The organism is Ruegeria sp. HKCCD4315, assembly GCF_013112245.1.
GTDB lineage: Bacteria > Pseudomonadota > Alphaproteobacteria > Rhodobacterales > Rhodobacteraceae > Ruegeria.
In genome coordinates this window covers 1-19964 of record NZ_WVRN01000002.1, presented here as the reverse complement: position 1 = coordinate 19964, position 19964 = coordinate 1, and the positions used below count along the sequence as shown (strand labels likewise).

Genomic DNA, 19964 nt, shown 5'->3' with positions numbered 1-19964 from the left:
TATGAATACCGATACAAAACCCAACACCCAAACCGAAGCTTTCGTTGACCGGTCGTGGAAGTCCATCGGCTTTGGCCTTGCCGCAATTGCGGCACTGGCGATCGGCTTTGGCGGCTGGGCCGCAACAGCCCGCATGTCTGGCGCAGTGGTGACCGGCGGAAACGTCGTAGTCTCCTCGGACCTGCGAGCCGTTCAACATCCCGATGGCGGCATTGTTGGTGGAATCCATGTCAGCAACGGAGATCGGGTCGCCGCCGGTGATGTCGTTCTGACGCTCGACGACAAGCTCTTGTTAGGCAGTCAGGTGCTCGTCGATGACCGTCTGATCGCGGTTGAAGCCCAGTTGTCGCGTCTGATTTCCGAACGCGACGGTTTGAACGAGATCGAACTGTCTGAAGAACTCGCCGTGCGTACGGATGATCCGAAAGTACAGCGCGCTCTGGAGACCCAGCGTGCCGTCATGGACGCCCGCCGTCTGTCCCGGGAGGTTGAAGTTGCAGCATTCGAAGAACGGATCACCCAGACAGAACAGGAAATCGCGGGTCTTGAGGCACAATATGAGGCCTCCCTTGAAGAGATCGACCTGATTGATAGCGAACTAGAGGGGCTGACCCAACTCTTTGAGAAGGGCCTGACACCAGCGAACCGGATTACATCGCTGAAACGCCAACGCAGTGGTTTGTTGGGAAACAGCGGTGGGTTGACCTCAAGGATTGCAGTTGCGCGTGGGCGTATCAGCGAAACCAGGATCAACATTCTTCAGCTGGAAAAAACCTTTCGCGAGCAGGTGATGCACGAGATTTCTGCGCTCGAGGTTGAGCTTGATGGTCTGAAGGAACGCCGGGCCGCCGCCGAACTGCAACTGGCGCGCGTTGAAATCCGGGCACCGGCAGATGGTGTCATCCATGAACTGGGTGTGCATACCGTAGGGGGCGTTGTTGCGCCGGGCGAGACCCTGATGCAGATCGTGCCGGAAAACGACGGGCTCGTGGTCACGGCAAGTGTCATGCCGCAGGATATCAACAATGTTTCGGTTGGTCAGGCCGCTACGGTCGTGATCTCAGCGTTCGACCAACACATCGCCCCGAGGTTTGATGGCAATGTCCAGTTTGTCTCGGCCGATCTGAAAACGGATCCAGTGACTGGAATGTCATTCTACGAAGCACGTGTGGCCTTGGACGAAGGCGCGGTGGAAACTCTGTCTGATCTTCAGCTGAGTTTGCTGCCCGGCATGCCCGCAGAAGTGTATATCGAGACTGGCGAGCGGACACTGTTCCAGTACCTTGTCGATCCGCTCAGCAAACAGATCCGGACAACTTTCCGGGAGGTTTGATCTGCGGCCCGAAGTCACAACTTGCTTACACGTTTCAAGACGTGACAGCACAACGAGACCAGCGTCAGAATTGGCGCTGGTTTTTTCAATTTGCGTATCTCCGAAGGCACTCTTTTGTGCCGGACATTTTAGCGAAATACATCAGCGAATTTGGCGGGGGCTACCGAGGCTTCAGAGCAGAAAAATCACCGCTTCCTCAGAGATTTTTGTCATACTTTGTAACAATTTACGCCGTGAATTCGCGTTGAAAGAAACGGGTGGGACCACCACCTTGTTTGTATACCCGAGGAGGACGTTTCCAACTGATTTTTGGGTGCCAAGTACCAACTTTAATGAGGAGAATACCAATGACTACCAAGACACATACAACCTTCGAAATTGCAGCCGATGACGTCATCGCTGTGACCCCGATCATGCCTGATCCACGTTGCGGCACCCCGGTGCCCCAGGATGGTGAGGATCTGACCGCAGTAACCCCGCTGCCAGCTGATCCGCTGGTTGCCGATCCCATCGAAGAGCTGGTCGCTGTGACCCCTCTGCCATATGGCGCGGTGCCTGCCGGTGAAGGCGAAGACCTGACGGCAGTCGCCCCGATCATGCCTGATCCCCGCTGCGGCACTGAGGTGCCTCAGGACGGTGAGGACCTGATTGCAGTCGCACCGCTGCCCTATGGTGCGGTTCCTGCTGGTGCAGGCGAAGACCTGATCGCGGTGGCTCCGCTGCCGTATGGCGCAGTTCCTGCTGGCGAAGCTGAAGACCTGACCGCTGTGTCCCCGATCATGCCTGATCCGAGATGCGGTACAGAGGTTCCGCAGGATGAAATGGAACTGTCGGCAACGACACCTCCGCCGCTGTGCGAAATCGTTCCGACCGACAGCTTCTTTGTTGATCTGGTCGTTTGAATGCAGCGAGAAAGTAGCGATCCTCTATCGCTGCAAAACCAAACTCCGAGCGCTTTAGTTTCTATGGAAACAGGCGCTCGGGCAACCAAAAGGAAAGCCAAGTATTCCACCGGCTGGAGCCCGAAACGGCACCAGCCGGATAGTGCATTTCAAGCCGTAGTGATTTCTTTTTTGTCATACTTTGTAACAGTTTACGCGTCATTTCCGCGTTGAGATCGCACCCGCGAACGACCACATCTTCCTTATGATCTGCGATGAGAATTGGCCCGATTTCCGTGTGCCAAGCATCCAGAATAGTGAGGAGAAAGAAGATGAAACATGCAAACAAAACCAACCACCAGCCTTTTACGAAGGGTGTGGTCAAAACAGATGATATCATCGAAGAACAAAGCGAGGAGCTTCTCTCGGTGAAGACGAGCGGTGAACCGCTGGAGTCTTCCGGGCAGGTTTCGCTTGCTGGCCCCGAGGCATCAGCCTTGCCCAAGGTCGTGGCGGACTCGTCCGATGACGTTCTGCCGCCGCGCATGGTCAATGAAATTGATACCGAGATTGGGATGACGCCCGATCAGATGCACTTCCACGGCTATGATCATGAGTATTGGTCCTTGAATTGGCAAGAATATCCCCACAACTGGAGCCGGATCGACGTGACCGAAAAGGTCATCGCCGGCGGCGTTAAATGGTTGGGTGAGAACGAGACGAACTTCACCAATAACATCTGGCACCACTTCGACCACAAGAAAGGCGGCAAAAAAGACATCGTCTATCGGGTCGAAGCCGGGGTGATCGGGAATGACAAAGACAATGTGATCTACGGCGCGGACACGCATCGCAACGGCGCATACAAGCACGACGACAAAATCTTTGGCATGGGTGGAGATGACACGATCTATGGCCGCGCTGGAAACGACATATTGAGCGGTGGGTCAGGTAATGACTATATCGATGGCGGTGATGATGACGACACAATCTATGGCGGCACCGGCAACGACATTCTGTTGGGTGGAACCGGCGTAGATACGCTGTATGGTGGTGCCGATAATGACTGGCTGTATTCCGGCAATAGGGATGGCCAGGCCGGTCATGACCAGTTGTGGGGCGGCTCCGGCTTCGACACCTTCGTGCTTGGCGATGCCAATGCCCCTACAAACGACGGCAAAGACTTTACGGATTACATGGCCGACGGATTGTGGACAGGCATGGGTGCGGCCGCTGGTGCCATCTTGCCCGGACCGATGGGCGGCTTGGTGAGTATGTTCTTCGGATTGGGAGAAGCGCTTTCAAATATGGGCGGTCAAGCCGGTGGCGAGTTCCAAGATGGCAATGCCACGCATGTGCGTGATTTCGATCCGACACAGGATACGATCATCGTTCCATTGACCGAGCACAACTTCGACGACATCACCTTCAAGCATGAAGGTCTGCCAAAGGAGCAGGCGTTCCGGATCTACGATGAATCGACAGACACACCCAAGCTGATCGCTGTCATCTACTGGGACCAACTGAAAAGCTCTTTCCCTTCAAGCTTGAACTGGGATGATCTCTCCATCCGTCAGGCTTGGGCAAAGCAGGTCGTCGAAACCGCGCTTTTCATCGACAAAGACGGTGTCGACATGCAGTCGGGCCAGTCGTTTGATTTGCCAAACGGGTCGCTTGACGGTTTGGGCAGCGGTAAGTTCCTGATGCTGGGCGCTTATGGCGGAACCGAGATCTATGGGAAAGCCAACGCTGACTACCTCTTTGGTACGGATTACGGCGACATCCTGATGGGATACAACCGGTTCGGCCAAGACGGTGAGGAAAGCAAAGCCGGCGATGACAGCTTTTGGGGCTTTGGCGGTGACGACCTTTTCATCGCCGGATCCGGCTTTAACCACATATACGGCGGCGGCGGCGACGATACTATCGCGTATCTGGATGCCAGCAGCGGTGTCACCGTGGACATGCGCAAAGAAGACGGCAAAAGCTACTTTGAGGTGAACGGTGTCGAATATGACGGTAAAACAAGCGACAAGTGGCGCGACTATGTCTACGAGGTGGAAAACGTCATTGGCAGCCAGTTCGATGACCATCTGATCGGCGATAGCGGCGACAACGTCCTGAACGGGATGGATGGAAACGACATCCTGGATGGCGGAGAAGGCAACGACACTTTGGTTTCGGGCAAGGGTAAAGACACTTTGACCGGCGGCCAGGGTAAAGACACCTTCGTTCTGAACGGTGGCGAAAACACGATCACCGATTTCGACGCCAACGAAGGCGACCGTATCGAGATCGACATGGATGCCTATGGGATGAGCGGCTGGTTCGATCTGGATCACCGCATCGAAAACGGTCAGATCGTGCTGTTCAGCAAAACGACCGGTGAAGACATCGTGCGTTATGACGATGACGGGAACGGATTTGATCCGTCCTACGTCGATTTGCGCAGCCTTCAGGGCAATGAAATTGTCTACGAACCTGCGTTTGGTTCGAACACGCTTGCGTGGTTCGAGAAATATGGCAACCGGATCGATGTCCAAGTTGATGACACTGTTCCAAACGTCGATGGGACCTATAGCTGGGACTATATGGTCGGTGACGACGGCAGCGGTATGGTGACCCTGAATGGTGGGGGCGGTGACGACTATATCATTGGCGGAGCACATAATCAGGCTGCTAACCTGAACGGCGGCGATGGCGACGACATCATCATGATCCGCAAGGGTGCATTGATTGCCAACGCCGATGGCGGTGCTGGTGATGACGTGATCATCCTGGACGCCGACCAGTCAACGAAAGCCGGTCTGGTGAGTCTGACAGGTGGCGAAGGCAGCGATACCTTTGTATTCACCGGCCCGGGTTCGCCAAATGCCACGCCTCGCATCAGAGACTTTGAAGCGGACGACGCGATCGTCTTTGATCTGGAAGGCTTGGGTTTGTCTTCGCTGGATCAGTTGCAGTTCAACTTCTCAAACGGCAACTGCCATATCAGTGCCAATGGCCAAGGGATTGTCACTGTCCAAAATGTGCACAGCGAATATGACATCATGCAGCAGGTCAACGAGCTGACCGTACAGCAATCGCAGGACTGGGGTCTCTGATCTCTGACTGTTTTTGCAAACGCCCCAGCCGGTTTCCACCGGCTGGGTTTTTTTTGCTCCAGCGGGACGTAAACCAAAGCCTTCCGTCACGTTTGAGTCAGACTGCTGACACCTACGTCTTTGAAAATCAGCCCAAGTTGTTTTCTGCGCCGCGCCAATTGCCGCGAGCAATCGCACAAACGGTTCAACTGCTTGCCAATGTCCTAAGCTACGCCTTGATCCCAGGCAATGTTCCTTGCGCGCGAACAAAGAACGTCCGCTATTTGCTTAGACTAATTCGTTAATTGAATCTGAAACTTACGCCTTACGCGCGTTTGAGTCCGGCTAGGACCGAGATCGCTATGACGCGGGGGCATTCAGGATTGGCTATTGAACCAATGTGCAGGTGGCGAAGTTGGGGACTTCTTCCTCGGCTAGCCCTTGGGACACGAGCGATAATGACAACGTTGTTGGGCTGAGTTGACTATGAAAGATCTGAGGCACCATGCACATTGGGAATGTCCGCAATGGGGACTGAATCGGCAAAGTCACGGTGACCAAGTCTTTGAACATCGTCCTTTTCCCAAGTCGTCGAGACACCAATCAGATCGACTTTCTGACGTTCCTATTTAAACATGGGACTTGCCGGAGATTGATGCAGGTTTGAGAAGGCAGCCGGATGGCTGCCTTCCATTGTTTGCAAGGGGTCAAAACGACCACTTGATACCGGCTTTTACAAACGGTCCCTGAGCGTCGTCACCAATCTCCTGTTCCGCGTTTACTTCCAGTTTCAGGCCGGATGCAAAGTCATGTTCATAGCCGACCAGGACACTGCCTCCGGTGAAGTCGGTACTGGGGAATACAAGCGTGTTGCTGCTTGAAAACACGGTAACATTAGCAGATGAATCGCCCAGATCGCGACGTACCACACCGCTGAGTTGACCGATTATGGCTCCGCCTTTGGTCACGGCTTTTTTGGCCTCGACGCCCAATTTGGCTTCGATCACCTCAGTTGTCGCGTCGCCTATCGTTGCATTTGCGAGTGAGCCGGTTTCAGTATAGCCATCGTCTTCTTGCCGAGTGTAGCGAACGTTGCCAAAGCCCAGGAGATCGAACTGGTTTTGCAAGTCGAATGAACGTTCGATACCTAGGTTCACCGTATAGAGAGTGGAGTCGTAGTCTCCATTTGCGTCAGGGCTGCCGTTAATTTCCCTTGTTTTGTCATTCGACAAGAAACCAACCCCAATATCTGCTTCTACCGTGTAGGCACCGAACTGGCGGCCAGCGGCAAAGCTTAGGTAAACAGCATCTGTGTCGAACGAAGTTGTGTCGCTGTCCCCATCGGCTGTGAACACGCCAATGCCAAAGGCCAAAGCTGTCCCATTTTCCAACTGCCCTGCGAAACCGAAACTGCCGTTCAGGATGTCTACATCCGTGTCCGTGGTGTCAGATTGCTCGAACCGTTTCGCTTGTGCGTCGACCATCACATAAGGGCGGAACGCATTTAAAGATCCGCCTGCGAAGGGCAGGCCTCGCGATACCTGAGCCGGAGCACTGTAACCCAACGCTTGCCCGGCATTGCCAACCACCCCACCGTATGTTGCGATGACATCACCCGATGTGAAAACATCCGCGGAGTCGACGCTTGCATAGACCGGGTTTGATCCGCCTTCGCCTTCAACGTACCAGGCCGACCTGTCATCGGACACGGTCGTCGTAAAGGTTCCGCTGTCCGTGGCAGCGTCTTCGAAGAAGAACACATTGCTGCCGCCGCGCGCGTCGAGGTTAACGTCATGAGCCGCAACCCGGATGGTACCGGTCACCCGATCCTCGGTATCGACGTTCAGCGTACCGGTACCGCCCTCCAGATAGATCGCATATGCGTCGCCATTTTCAGACAAAGCCGAAACCGTTCCGATGTCTGTTATCACCCCATCGAAGTTCTCGATGTAGATCCCAAGCGCATCCCCATCTGCACCAGAGGCCGTTGCAGATATCTCACCGCTGCTGGCAAGGGTTCCCTGCATGTCTTCGAGGTAAAGACCAAAGGCATCCGCCCCGTCGCCCAACGCCGTTGCGGTAATCGTGCCGCTGTTGGAAAGGCCGCCTTGCATAGTCTCGATATAGATGCCCGCAGCGATGGCAGCTGCGCTGCTGGTCGGATTTGTAAGCTCTACCGTGGCGCTGATGTTACCGGTGTTGGTCACTGAAGCTGTCACATCGTCATACAACAGGATGGCCTGCGCGCGCGCTCTCTCGACACCATTGGCGCTGACAGAGATGCTGCCGCTGTTGGACACACTGCCTGTGGTATCCCCACGGATGTAAACCCCACGGGCTGTTGCGTCTTCGCTGATCGAGACACTCACCGCATCGATTACGCCCGAGTTGGACAATGCGCCGTCGTAACCGTCTCGGATGAAGATGCCTCCATTATATGCCTCGGAGGCTTCATCGGAGCGAACCGAGATCGTTCCGGAGTTGGTAATGTCACCGGTCATGCCATCATTGACGTAAAAACCATAGGCGTCTGCATCGTCGGTGACATCGGTGCTGACTGCTGTAATCACACCCGAGTTCGAGAAGTCACCAGCCAGCGCGCCATCGATGTAGATACCGGCCGCGGTAGCATCGGTTTCGCCATTAGCGTTAACCGATATGGAACCGGAGTTGGCAATATTCCCGGTCATGTCGTCATTGACGTAGAAACCGAACGCTTCGACAGACTCCGTCTGATCCGTTCCGACAACCGTTACTGAACCTGAGTTGGTGAAGTTACCGGTGAAATCGCCGTCCAGATAGATGCCGCCCAGAGTAGCTTCGGAATACCCATCGGCGCGCGAGAAAATCGTTCCTGAATTGACGATGTTGCCGGTCACGTCGTCGTTGACATAAAGCCCGTAAGCCTCAGCCTCTTCGGTCTGATCGGTGGCAATCGCGGTGATCGAACCTGAATTGGTGAAGTTTCCGTCCAAAGCCCCGTCAAGGTAGAAACCGCCAACAGTAGCCGAAGTTTCTCCGTCACCTCGTGCTAAAACCGTACCGGAGTTGACAATGTCGCCGGTCGCGTCGCCGTCAACATAAAGCCCATAAGCCTCAGCCTCTTCGGTCTGATCCGTCGCAATTGCGGTAATGGAACCGGAGTTGGTGAAGTTTCCGTCAAAGTTTGAATCGAAGTAGAAACCGGCCACCGTCGCAGAAGAGGATCCATCCCCCTGCGCGTAAATCGTCCCGGAATTGACGATGTTGCCGGTGACGTCGCCATCCACATACAGGCCGTAAGCCTCGGCTTCGTCATCTGTAATATTGGTGGCGACGCTGTTTATTGAACCCGAGTTGTCAAAGTTTCCGGTGAGATCGCCATTGATGTAGAAGCCTGCAGCGGTCGCTGTTGTGCCGTTTACAGCGCGTGTCTGCACGCTACCGCTGTTGAAGATATCGCCGTTGACGTCCTGGGAAACATAAAGGCCATAGGCCTCTGCGTCGTTGTCGCCTGAATCCGCTGTCACGGTGATTGAACCGGAATTCGAAAATCCGCCGTCCAAGTCATTACTAATATAGACACCGTAAGCTTCGGCGCCGTCGTCAGGCGAGGTTGCGGATACTGAAATCGAACCAGAGTTTGAGAAAACTCCGATCAGGTCGTCCTTGAGGTGGAAGCCCGAAGCCGTCGCACTTCCTGTGCTGGTATTGGTGGCTCTGACAGTCACCGTACCGGAAGTGCTAATATTCCCCTGAACCGTATCTTGGATCACAACCGCAGCGGCATCCGGGTTGCGCAGGAATGGCGGCAAAGGTGGGAACGGAGCGGAAAACGCCTCGGTCGCGACAGCGACGATGCTGCCGGAGTTGTTGAAATTACCAGTCAGGCCACCGTCGAGATCGTATCCAAACGCTTCGACCGAAGACGAACTGCCAGCGGCCTGTGCGGTGACGGTGCCACTGTTGTTGATATTGCCAGTGACATCATCGCCAATACGAACACCGGCGGCGCGCGCAAAACTGCCGTTTTCGTTCGCCGTCGCAGTGATCGTGCCCGAGTTGTTCAGGTTACCGTTCAGCTCCAGATCAATTTGAATACCGGTTGCTGAAAGGGTTGATGCGTTCCTGGCTGTGGCCTGAATCGTGCCGCTGTTGTTGAGGTTGGTGTCGACGTCGAAGTCAAACACCAAACCCATTGCAGCTGCAAAAGTAGACGACCCCGAAGCGGTCGCAGATATGGTGCCAGTGTTTCGGATTAGTGCAGTCGATCCAACATCACCGGCAAACATCACCCCAACGGCTGATGCGCTACTAGAGGCTGCGTTAGCATCTGAATTGATGGTGCCAGTGTTGACAAACGCGCCATCGGTTTGTCCGGCCAGCGTTACGCCACTTGCGGCCGCAAAGCTTGTGCTGTTTACGTCGATGTCAATTGTGCCGTTGTTCACAATTTGACCCGTGGTCGCCAGATCGCCGTTCAACAGCAGGCCGGTCCCAACCGCCGCGCTTACAGATGGGCCGGAGATCCTGCCGTTGTTCGTTGCAATACTGCTGTAGTCTGCGTCGATCGTAACGGCCGGGCCACCGCTTGTTGTCAGGTCGACGGCGCCTGTAGATGTAACGGTGTGATTTTCGTCGGTCGTGACCGTTAGATTGGTGTTCTGTATCGATGAAATCGTATCTGCTGCTGTCATCCCCACGGACAGCGCAACCACCGAAACCGATGCGAGGAACACCGAAGGCGCCATACTCGCCACTGTCCCTTTCCATTTCACTACTCGACCGCCACGGGCCACGTGGTTTTTCACGTGCCGCCCCAATTTCCCACTTTTCACTTATTACTCCCCTCGGAACTTTTTTTGTGTTCAGGGTGAGTGGGTAAAAATCGAGTGAGGCGTAAGTATGGCATTTTAACAAATTCGTCGTGAGTTTGGTGGCGTGGCGAGAAAGACACACAAAATGCTGTTGCTTCGGGCGAGCTGCCGATGGATGGACGAGGTTTCGGGTTTGCTCTAACAAAAGTCGGCTCCCGCCAGTGGTGGGGAAGTAACCCGGCACGGTTAAAGCGTCACAAAATGGAGTTCTCAGCGTGACCCAAGGCAAGCAGATCTCGGTTCAGGAAGCCTTTAAGAAAGGCATGGCGCTTTATCAAGGCAGTCAAATCAAACCGGCCTTTCAGTTGTTTTCGGATATTGTTCGCGCAGCCCCCCAATTTGCACAGGCGCATCAGATGTTGGGCTTGATTGCCTTCCAAACGGGTCAAACTGAGCCCGCAGTGAAGGCAATGACCGAAGCTGTTCGTTTGCAGCCTGAGAACGTGACCTTTCTGACAAATTTCACCGAAATCCTCCGTAGTGACGGGCGTCTGGACCAAGCCTTAGAGGTCGGGACCCGCGCCGTTCGCTTGGCTCCGGGTAACGCCGCAGCGCATTCGAACCTTGGACTCGTCTTCTATGACCGAGGTGATCTCGCTGAGGCGCAGACCTCGCAAGAGCGCTCCCTGGCCCTTGACCCAGAGTTCGACCGGGCAATCAACAATTTGGGCAGTATCGCACGCGACAATGGCGACCGGACGCTGGCCGAGGAGTTTTATCGCAAAGCGCTAAAGATCAACCCTGATTCCGCTGAAACCGCGAACAATCTGATCTCGGTACTGATTGAAGAAGAGGATGTTTCTGAAGCTCGCGCCGTTGCTGAGGTTCAGCTTGAGCGTTTTCCACGTGACGCGGAAATGCACCGAAACTTTGGCCGGGTATTCCTGCTTGAGAACAATCTGGACAAAGCGGAAAGCGCGTTCCGGAATTCGATTTCTCTGAACGGCAAAAAGGCAGATAGCTATGTGGGGTTGTCGCAGGTTCTGTATGAAAAGAACCACCCGAAACTGGCTCTGATCGAGGCTGAACAAGCGCTGCGTCTTGATCACGAAAACGCGTCGGCGTGCCATCAGATTGGCATGGCCAAAGCGAATTTAGGGGATATTGAAGCGGCCATCAGGTATTACCGACAGGCATTGGAACTGAAACCTGACATGTCGTCCAGCAGGTTGGCTTTAGGGCATCTCGAGATTGAACGCGGCAATTTTGACACCGCCCGCGAGCATTTTGAACAAGCGGCCACGACTGCCAATGATAAACTGAATGCGATGATTGCTTTGTCAAAGCTGGAGAAAATCACCCCGGACAATTCTGTTTTTCAAGCACTGGAAAACGCTCTGCCGGAAGCATCGGCAATGCTGCCTCAGAAGGCGGCAGCTTTTCATTATGCCCTGGGCGAATGCTACGAAAAGCTAAAACGTCACGACGAGGCATTTCAACAGTTCAGGACCGGCGCAGGAATCAAACGCTCGACCATCGACTACGATCCGTCAGAAAACGATCGCCTGACCGATGATCTGATCAACACATTCGACGCTAGCATGATCGACCGGTTGCGAGAGTACGCGGTGCCCAGCGACCAGCCCATCTTTGTACTTGGGATGCCAAGGTCAGGGACAACCCTGACGGAATCCATTCTGAACGCGCATCCCCACGTGTTTGGCGCAGGAGAACTGAACGATCTGCAGAACATTTTCGGTCGGCTGGCTGATAGCAGCGCCAACGTGCCGCAAGCCGTTAAATCCATGCCTGGCGAAAAGCTAACCAAAAGAGCGGAGTCTTATATCGAGGCTCTCAGACAACATGCCCCGGATGCGTCCCGCATTGTCGACAAGATGCCAGCCAATTTTCAGCTTGTCGGTCTGATTCACGGCATCATGCCCAACGCCAAGATCATTCACGTCGTGCGTAACCCATTTGATACGTGCTTGTCCTGCTACACCCGGCTGTTCGAACGTAGCCAATATCACAGTTATGATCTGGTTGAGCTTGGCCGATACTACAAGAATTACGCCCGCATCATGACACATTGGCGCGAAACCCTACCTACCGGCTCGTTCCATGAGTTACGGTATGAATCCTTGGTTGATGACATCAACTCGGAAGCGCGCCGATTGATTGAGTATTGCGGTCTTCCTTGGCATGATGCGTGCCTTGACTTCCACAAGTCCAAGAGGCGGGTGCGTACGGCCAGTGTTCAGCAGGTGCGCCAGCCGCTTTATGCATCGTCCAAAGAAAAATGGCGCAAATATGAGGAACACTTGTTGCCGTTGGTTGATATGTTGAAGGACACATCTGAACAGCAAGGTACGATAGTTTAACTTAACTCAAGCTAACCAGACTTAGCGCTTGCCCCTGGCTGCACGTGACACAAAGGAAGGATCAACTGAGGGTAATCGAGTTCGCGCCAATCCCGAACGATAATCACAGCTGCTCGTGTGACGATGGCGTTTTCGATGAATTTCGCGACCGGATAGAACGCCGCCGCCATGTGTGATCAAGGCACACTCAGCCGCACGATTTGTTGAAGAGCTATTTTGTCTTGTAGTAGATCCGTCGCCATTCAAGCGATTGAGAAACCGACTACAGAAGTTAGCAAAACAGACCGATACAGGACCTGTGGCTTTAACGTGTCGCGCTTGGAAGGCAACGTCGTTCTACGCCGGTCCAATCTTGGGCTATACGTGAATCAAAGACTGTGCCTTGGCCGTGGCCCGGTCAGCGTTGGACGCGTCCCCCAACCCTTTGAAGGCGCGCGCAACGGCTCGCCAATTCTGCGCAGAAGTTGGTTTCAACGCAGTTCGTTCATTGGCCAGCGCCAGAGCGAGGTCAAACCGGCCTGCGCGAAGGGCTGCTTCCAGCAGTGTCCACCCGATAATGTCACGCTGAGCGAAAGAGCCACCCAAGCGATGGGTCATATATCGCACGGGCAACAACCGGTCGACACAGGCAGCGTAGTCCTCGTTCTTGAAATCCCGCATGGCCAGACAGAATGGCATCCCAATCTCGCGGCTCATTGCGACATTGGCGTCCGAGGCTTTTTTAAGATACCGCTCATTGGCCGACAGAAGCTTGTCCTGTGCCTCGGCCCGGTTATCCGACACGAAGGTCATCATAGCGTGGACATCGTTGAATGCGTAAAGCGTATCCTGGGCGGCGGGCTCCCACTTGTCGGCCAAGTGTTTCCACCGGTCCCCTGAACCCTGCCCGACGAGATTGATCCGCCACAACAAGGCCGCTGCGTCGAGTTCCTCGTATTTGTTTCCATCCTTCTGGCGGGAATCCAGATGGGTGTCGAAGATTTCGTAAACCCGATCATATTGTTCGATGTCGAGATGATAGAGCGCAGTGTGCCACCAAAGGTGATTGGCGAAATTGGACGTACCCCATTGGCTGGCCCGGTCGTTCATGAAGCGCACGCCGCCCAACTGACGGCCGCGCATTTCCATCACATGAGCCACGGCATGCACCGCATAAGGATGATCCGGGCGAATGGCCAAAGCCTGACGCGCCAGTTCCTCGGCGTGCGAGAAATCGCGGTTTTCCTCAAGCCCGAAGGCATAAAAACCCAGTACAAATTCGTAACCAGGAACACTTTCATCCCAAAGCGTTGAGGCGCGCGCCACGACATCGCGCTGCCCGGCAATGTCGCCCAGCAGAACATCGGTGTAATGGACCAGTTCCATCGCCAGCAGGTCCATTGGGTATTTGAACAGCACGGCCTCCCATTTCTGAACGGCCCCGTAGAAATCGCCGTTGACCCAGGCTTTGACGGCTTCGTAGTGACCGATCTCACGGTCATTGGCAGTGCTCAGGCGTTTTTCGGCCTGATCCAGCGCTTCGACCATCAGACCGTAGATTCGCGTTTCCATTGATTGCGTCAGCCAGCCCGCCTTGAACAGCCAGCCCATGATAAAATCAGGATGCTCGGCCAGAACGGTATCGATCTCGGCAATCGCATCGCCCCGAAACGACAGAGACATCTCGATTGCGCGTTCCAGCCCTTCGATGGCTTTTGTATCCGGGTATGAAACGGGAATTCCCCGGCAATCGAAGTAGGACTTTTGCACGGCAATCTCTTCAGATGCGTCCATCATAAGCATTCCCTCCAACTACGGCTGTAATCAGGGTGAATGTCTGACGTTCAAATGCAACCTTTTTTGCAGCACCTGACTTGAGATCTCGTATCTGAGATTCATGAACTTGGTCCTGAAAGATCATTCCTCGCCTGACTTCGAAAGATAGCCGCCCCGTGTCTGCGGCGTCTTCATGTTCAGCGCTTTGCCCGCCACCAGATTGCGCAGCATCTGGGCGGTGCCTCCGCCAATGGTGAACATGCGTGCATCACGCAACATCCGCTCGACGGGCGCGTTGCGCGAATAGCCCCGCGCACCATGCAATTGAAGGGCGTCATTGGTGACCTTCACGGCCATTTCCGAGGCAAACACCTTAGCTTGCGCCGCCAGCATTGGATCAGGAAAACCAGAGGTCTGCGTTTCAGCGCTGGCAGCGGCGCGCCAGATCATCATCCGTGCAGCGTCAATCTGCATCGACATGTCGGCGATCATCCACTGCAATCCCTGAAACTCAGCAATCGGGCGCCCGAACTGTTGCCGCTTTTTGACGAAATCAACAGCAACCTCATATGCCCCACGTGCAATGCCAAGCGCCACTGTCGCAGCCCCGACGCGTTGCGCGTTGTAGGCGTTCATCAGCCCGGCAAAACCGTGTTCCAGCCCCTCGGGCGGGGTGATCAGGCGATCCATTGGCAGGCGGAGGTTATCCAGAATGACCTCGGTTTCCGGAATACCGCGTAATCCGAGTGTTGGTTCGCGCGCACCAATTTTCAGCCCGTCTTCCCCAAGATAGGCCATAAAGCCGCCAATTCCTTTGAAGACGCCATCATCGATCACGCGCGCGAAAATCAGATGCAGTTGAGAGATACCGCCGCCCGTGATCCAGTGTTTCTTGCCATTGAGGACCCAAGCATCACCATCCCGAACGGCGGTGCTTGTCATATCGGTCGCCGCGCTGCCCGCCTCTGGCTCTGTGATACAAATGGCCGGCTTGTCACCACGCAGCACATGAGATGCGGCGCTCTGTTTCTGCTGTTGAGTACCATAGGCTATAATCGCCCCAACCGCGCCCATATTGCCTTCCACGGCGATCCGCCCGGACACGCCACATGCCGCAGACAATTCCTCAACCACCAGCGCGACATCAAAACAGCTGCGACCCGGCCCGCCCAGAGCCTTGGGGACGCCCATCCCCATGAACCCGGCCTCTGTCAGCGCCTGAACGACCTGTGTGGGATACTGCTCGGTCCTGTCGGTTTCAGTGGCAAGCGGGCCTGCCACCGTGCAGGCAATTTGGCGTGCCTTGGCCTGCAGGTCCCGCTGCCGATCGGACAATTCGAAACATGGGCCGCGTGGGTGAATAGCGTCGTGGATCATGATGCATACGCCTTAAATACTGCGTATATCATAACAGAAACAGTAATTTTTATGTTAATTACTATTTCTTGTTTTTTGCATGAGAATTTCTCATGCTGATTGCAGCGCCTCGATGAAGGTATCGATCACAAAATCTGACCGACCATCCGAGTTTGTAAGGGCCCCGATCTCACGGTGGAACACAGGGTCCCCAAAGGGCAGCGTTCGCAAGCGGTTCGAAAACGGGCGTCTTCCTTTGCAAACGGGTACGATGGACACGCCCAACCCCTCGCCAACCAGGTTGGAGATCGCATCCAGCGAGTCGACCTCCATCGCGCGTTTCACCTCAATACCTTGCGCCCGTAATTCTTCTTCGATGCTGTGACCGGCCCATGTCTTGCGATTAAACCAGATGAAAGGATGATCTTGTAACAGGTCCTGCCATGTTTCCCCCTTGGCATGTGCAGGCGCAACGACAACAAATGGCTCGCTGGCAATACTGTGCCAATCCAAACTTGGGATGGGGTTCACCGGTTTGGTGCAAATTACGACGTCTACTTTCCCGTCCGCTAAACTGTCTGCCAGCGCAGATGAACTACCGTTTTTTACTTCGATCTGAAGTCTGGGATAGGTCGATTGCAACAGCTTCAACCCAGCTGGCAGGAAACTGGCCAAAGCCGTTGGAACAGCACCGATGGCCAGTTTCGACCTAACGAGCTCTCCACGAGCAATCGAGGCAGAGGTATCAAACAACTCCAGCGTTTTTTTTGCGTGTTCCGCCAAGGCTCGCCCCCGCGCCGTCGGAACCGGGGGGCGCTTGATCCGGTCAAAAAGCAAAACCCCTAACTCATCTTCCATCGCTTTGATTTGCAGACTGACAGCCGAGGGAGACAAGCCAATCACCTCGCCTGCAGCCGCGAAGGACTTTTGATCTATGACGACGACAAGGGTTCTGAGTTGGTTGATGTTCATAGGACCAGAGACTAACAAAACTCGTTTTGCATTCGCAATTTCTCGTTGAACGACAAATCGGCGACCAGATTGGACAGGTTTTAAGTCCGTTCAGGCAGTCTGCGAAGCGGTTCAGTCGCAAACTTTTTAGATGGCAAAGCATCAGTGGAGTTAGAGTGCGGTTTTTGTATCGGGATCTGGAGGAGATCACGGTCGAACGCGGCAATTCCCCACCATTACGAATTCCAGTTTTCGGCTGTTTTCCGAGAACGCAGGATAAGTGCGTCCAGTAAGGCGCTGACTCTGGCCGCTCCTAAAGGTTGCAACACATCCAGGCACAATCAAAAGTAGAGGACCGCAAGGAATTTAATGGTCTTTTTATGAGCGTTTTGCTTATTACATAAAGCCCTTGTTAGTCGCCCTATCCGCTTCACCCATAGCAGCACCGTAGAGTTAAACATCGCGAACGGCAGTTTCCAGTGCCCTACCGGTCACCCTCCCTTAAATCACGAGGTTCAAACAATGCCAGCAATTCCCGATCAGCCTAGCGCGACGCACTGTTCTTGCGGAGCTATAAGCACCATCTCGAACGCATCGTTTCGCTCGCGACGAACAGTCAGACTACACAGAATTCTCCTGTGTCTACCCCCTGCCCTCACCACCCGACGTTGACCGTGACGCTCCAGCGCTTGCTTCCTTTTGCTACGAATGATGCGCCGCAAATCTACTGCGCCATTCTTCCGTGACGCGTGCCTTGGTCCTGGTCCCTTTGCAGAGGGCATGTTTGAGCCTTCAGACCACAACGAACGTTCAAGCCAGTTGCCACTGCCTCATTCGCAATTTTGCACAAGGTTTATGCCAGCCTCTGTGAATTTTGAAGCGGTGTCATTTTGTACCGTTGCGCGCCATTGCGACTGGCTGTTTCCGGGGCACAGGAACCAACACGGCGACCTGTGCAACTGAAAAAGACGCGGACAGGTGTCCGCGTCTTTGAGAACAAGGTGGCTTGAAATCTTACCCGTGGGTAAGATCGTCTTCTTCGGGGAGCGCTTCAATGAAAGCCGAAATCGCTTCTTCCAGTTTGCTTCGATCCACCCGCGTAAAATCCAAATCGTACTTTAACTCTATGCGCCCGCTCGAGGCGGAGCATTTTGCGACCCCTGCCCGTCCCGATACCTGGAACGTCGTTTTTGCCCGCCGTGGCTTGCTGCTGCCTTCATTTGCCGGCTTCTTGCTTACACTAGGCTCTTGTTCTTCCAAGAACGACCGCAGTATCGCAACTTCCCGAGCACCATCACGATCCGGCTCACTCAACAACGTGTCGGTCACACGTCGTACCAAACCTGGCGTTGCGTCGAGCTTTCGTTTCAGTTCTACTCCGACATTGCGCGGAATGTCATTCGGATGCATGAGCGCCTTGTCCATCATCATCAGCAAACTGGCAAAAGATCGTATGTAGCTGCGCTTGGTATAGCTTGCTGACTTGAAAAGTTTCGACACGGCCTTGTCCACATCGGGACAATCATTTGCGGGGTCTTCAGCATAAGCACGCGCCAACGCACCCATTTCAGCGAATGAGATATCCTTACGGATCAGGTTTTCATCCACCATCCGCCGATAACTATTGTCGAGTTCACTTGCCTCAGAAATACCGGCAGGGATCTTCGCATATATCTCTTCGCCGGTTTCCTCAAACAGAGCTCGATATGCGGATAGTCGACGCATCCCTTGAATCAGTTCGAACCGACCATCCGCACGACGTTCAAGCCGAATCGGATTGGACAATCCGATATCGCGAATGGATGCCTTGAGCTCGTCCAACTCAGGGTCAGGGCCCGGCTTGCGATCTCGTGTCAGTTTTTCGGTTAGAACGTCGGCCAGTGCCACATGCTCTGTGACAAGCCCTTCGTTTCTCAAGCGAACCAGTTCATGCGCCAGTGCATCGTTCTCGGCACGAATGGTTTCTTCTGTTGATTGCTGATCCCGTAAAGCGTCAGCGTTTTCTGAAATCGCTGCGGCCATAGGGCCGCGTCGCTTTTTCAGAACTTTGTCCGGCACCTTGCCAACAGGAATGTCGTCCATGGCCGGTATATCGATATCGAACATTCTGCGCTTGCGGCTCATGCCTCATCCTCCAGCTTGTCCCAGGCCGACAGCATGACGTCCCGGAATTCCTCATACACATTGTCAAAAGTCGACCGAGCGCGGCGCCAGGTTTCCCGCGTCATCTCTCGGTAATCCATCTCATATACAGAACTGAGAAAGCGGCCGGACTGTTCAACCGCGCGCGTCATCTCGACCGGATGTTCGGCGACATGCTCACCAAAGACTTTCTTGAAAGCCTCAAACATCGCCAGGTGAAGGGCGTTACCAGGCTCGTACCGCGTCAGCAGGAACCGCAACTCGCAAAACGTTTTTGGCAGGCCGATCTTACCCGTGGGTAAGGTTTTGTCGAAACCGTAGGCCAGATCCTCCAAAGCTTCAGCAAGCTGACCGATAAAGGACGTGGTGGAATCGTATTCCCAATATCCGGGGCCTGAAGGGATATACAGCATGTCTGCCGCGAAAACCGCGTTCATCGACTGATACCCGATGGCCGGCGGGCAATCGAAAATGATCAGGTCATACGCGTCGTCGGGTATCTGATCCAAGTATCGAGACACCGCTGCAAAGAATGACCATTCGGGGTTTAGGTGCCGGTACTGGGCCGAGGCAAACTCGACGAAAGCTGCGTTAGCGCAGGACGGGATCGCATCGATGGTGGACCAGGACGTCTTGCGAATGAAGTCAGAGATCCTCAGGTCACCAAGACCCATATCTGTAATTGCTGGCGGCAACTCGCGGCGGGGCAGGGCGGTTCCCGATTGCGCGGCGACAGGGCGGTTGTTCATGCGCTCCGTCTCGCGGATAAGGTCACGCGCCATGATCCCCCAGACAGTATAGTCTTCTGCAACATCCGTCAGGCCCATCGAATGGCTCAAGGTCGCTTGCGGGTCAAAGTCCACCACCAGAACACGATACCCGTCCAGCGCTGACGCATGCGCAAGATGCAGCGCCACGGTCGATTTGCCGGCACCGCCCTTGAAGTTGGCGACGGCTGCACGAATAGCGCGCTTGCCTTCCGGGCGTGGGGGCATGAGGGACTTGCGGTTCACTTTGAGGCGGCGGCGCAACTCATTCACCTCTTCCAGGCTGAACCAGCGCTGACGACCGTCGGGCTCGACCTCGCCACCAGGCAGCGAAGGATCCGCCGCCAGCTTGCCACGGAAAGTCGATTGATTGACCCGGAAGATCAGCTCGGACACCTCCCAGCTGGAAAACCGGCGGAGTGTTTTCTCCATCTCGGGGCTAAAGGTCTGCTGGCGGATCCAACCCTGCAGCTTAAGGGATTGGTTACGCAATGCGTTCAGGTCTTCGTGCGTGTACAT

General features: G+C 54.7%; 10 protein-coding genes. 4 read left to right on the top strand and 6 right to left on the bottom strand.

The window, feature by feature from the left end; all coding sequences use genetic code 11:
- Window position 1: 1 nt before the first annotated feature.
- From GS646_RS18110 to GS646_RS23150, 3 genes are all read left to right on the top strand, one after another.
- Window positions 2-1333 carry an HlyD family type I secretion periplasmic adaptor subunit gene (locus GS646_RS18110; RefSeq protein ID WP_171187218.1) on the top strand — a complete coding sequence of 444 codons (1332 nt, stop codon included), beginning with the start codon at window positions 2-4 and terminating at the stop codon, window positions 1331-1333.
- A 347-nt stretch (window positions 1334-1680) separates the two neighbouring features.
- Complete coding sequence (locus tag GS646_RS18105) at window positions 1681-2235, top strand: hypothetical protein (RefSeq protein ID WP_171187216.1); 555 nt, start codon at window positions 1681-1683, stop codon at window positions 2233-2235.
- Between the two features lie 311 nt (window positions 2236-2546).
- A complete protein-coding gene (locus GS646_RS23150) occupies window positions 2547-5318 on the top strand; it encodes a calcium-binding protein (RefSeq protein WP_305848857.1) in 2772 nt (923 codons plus the stop codon).
- A gap of 686 nt (window positions 5319-6004) precedes the next feature.
- On the opposite strand, the gene GS646_RS23245 is transcribed toward GS646_RS23150, so the two are convergent.
- A complete protein-coding gene (locus GS646_RS23245) occupies window positions 6005-10114 on the bottom strand; it encodes an autotransporter domain-containing protein (protein ID WP_171678558.1) in 4110 nt (1369 codons plus the stop codon).
- A gap of 254 nt (window positions 10115-10368) precedes the next feature.
- Between GS646_RS23245 and GS646_RS18090 the strand changes: the two genes are divergently transcribed.
- The gene (locus tag GS646_RS18090) at window positions 10369-12474 is read left to right on the top strand and encodes a tetratricopeptide repeat-containing sulfotransferase family protein (RefSeq protein WP_171647981.1); all 2106 of its coding nucleotides are present in this window, start codon (window positions 10369-10371) and stop codon (window positions 12472-12474) included.
- A 357-nt stretch (window positions 12475-12831) separates the two neighbouring features.
- On the opposite strand, the gene GS646_RS18085 is transcribed toward GS646_RS18090, so the two are convergent.
- From GS646_RS18085 to GS646_RS18065, 5 genes are all read right to left on the bottom strand, one after another.
- Window positions 12832-14250 carry a tetratricopeptide repeat protein gene (locus tag GS646_RS18085; RefSeq protein WP_216600472.1) on the bottom strand — a complete coding sequence of 473 codons (1419 nt, stop codon included), beginning with the start codon at window positions 14248-14250 and terminating at the stop codon, window positions 12832-12834.
- 120 nt (window positions 14251-14370) lie between these two features.
- A complete protein-coding gene (gene acdA, locus GS646_RS18080; protein WP_171187208.1) occupies window positions 14371-15606 on the bottom strand; it encodes a 3-sulfinopropanoyl-CoA desulfinase in 1236 nt (411 codons plus the stop codon).
- Window positions 15607-15696: 90 nt separating this feature from the next.
- A complete protein-coding gene (locus GS646_RS18075; RefSeq protein ID WP_171187206.1) occupies window positions 15697-16557 on the bottom strand; it encodes a LysR family transcriptional regulator in 861 nt (286 codons plus the stop codon).
- A 993-nt stretch (window positions 16558-17550) separates the two neighbouring features.
- Window positions 17551-18660, bottom strand: coding sequence for a ParB N-terminal domain-containing protein (locus GS646_RS18070; protein WP_171647983.1), 1110 nt, complete (start codon window positions 18658-18660; stop codon window positions 17551-17553).
- Complete coding sequence (locus GS646_RS18065) at window positions 18657-19964, bottom strand: AAA family ATPase (RefSeq protein ID WP_171187202.1); 1308 nt, start codon at window positions 19962-19964, stop codon at window positions 18657-18659. Before GS646_RS18065 ends, GS646_RS18070 begins: the two co-directional genes overlap by 4 nt.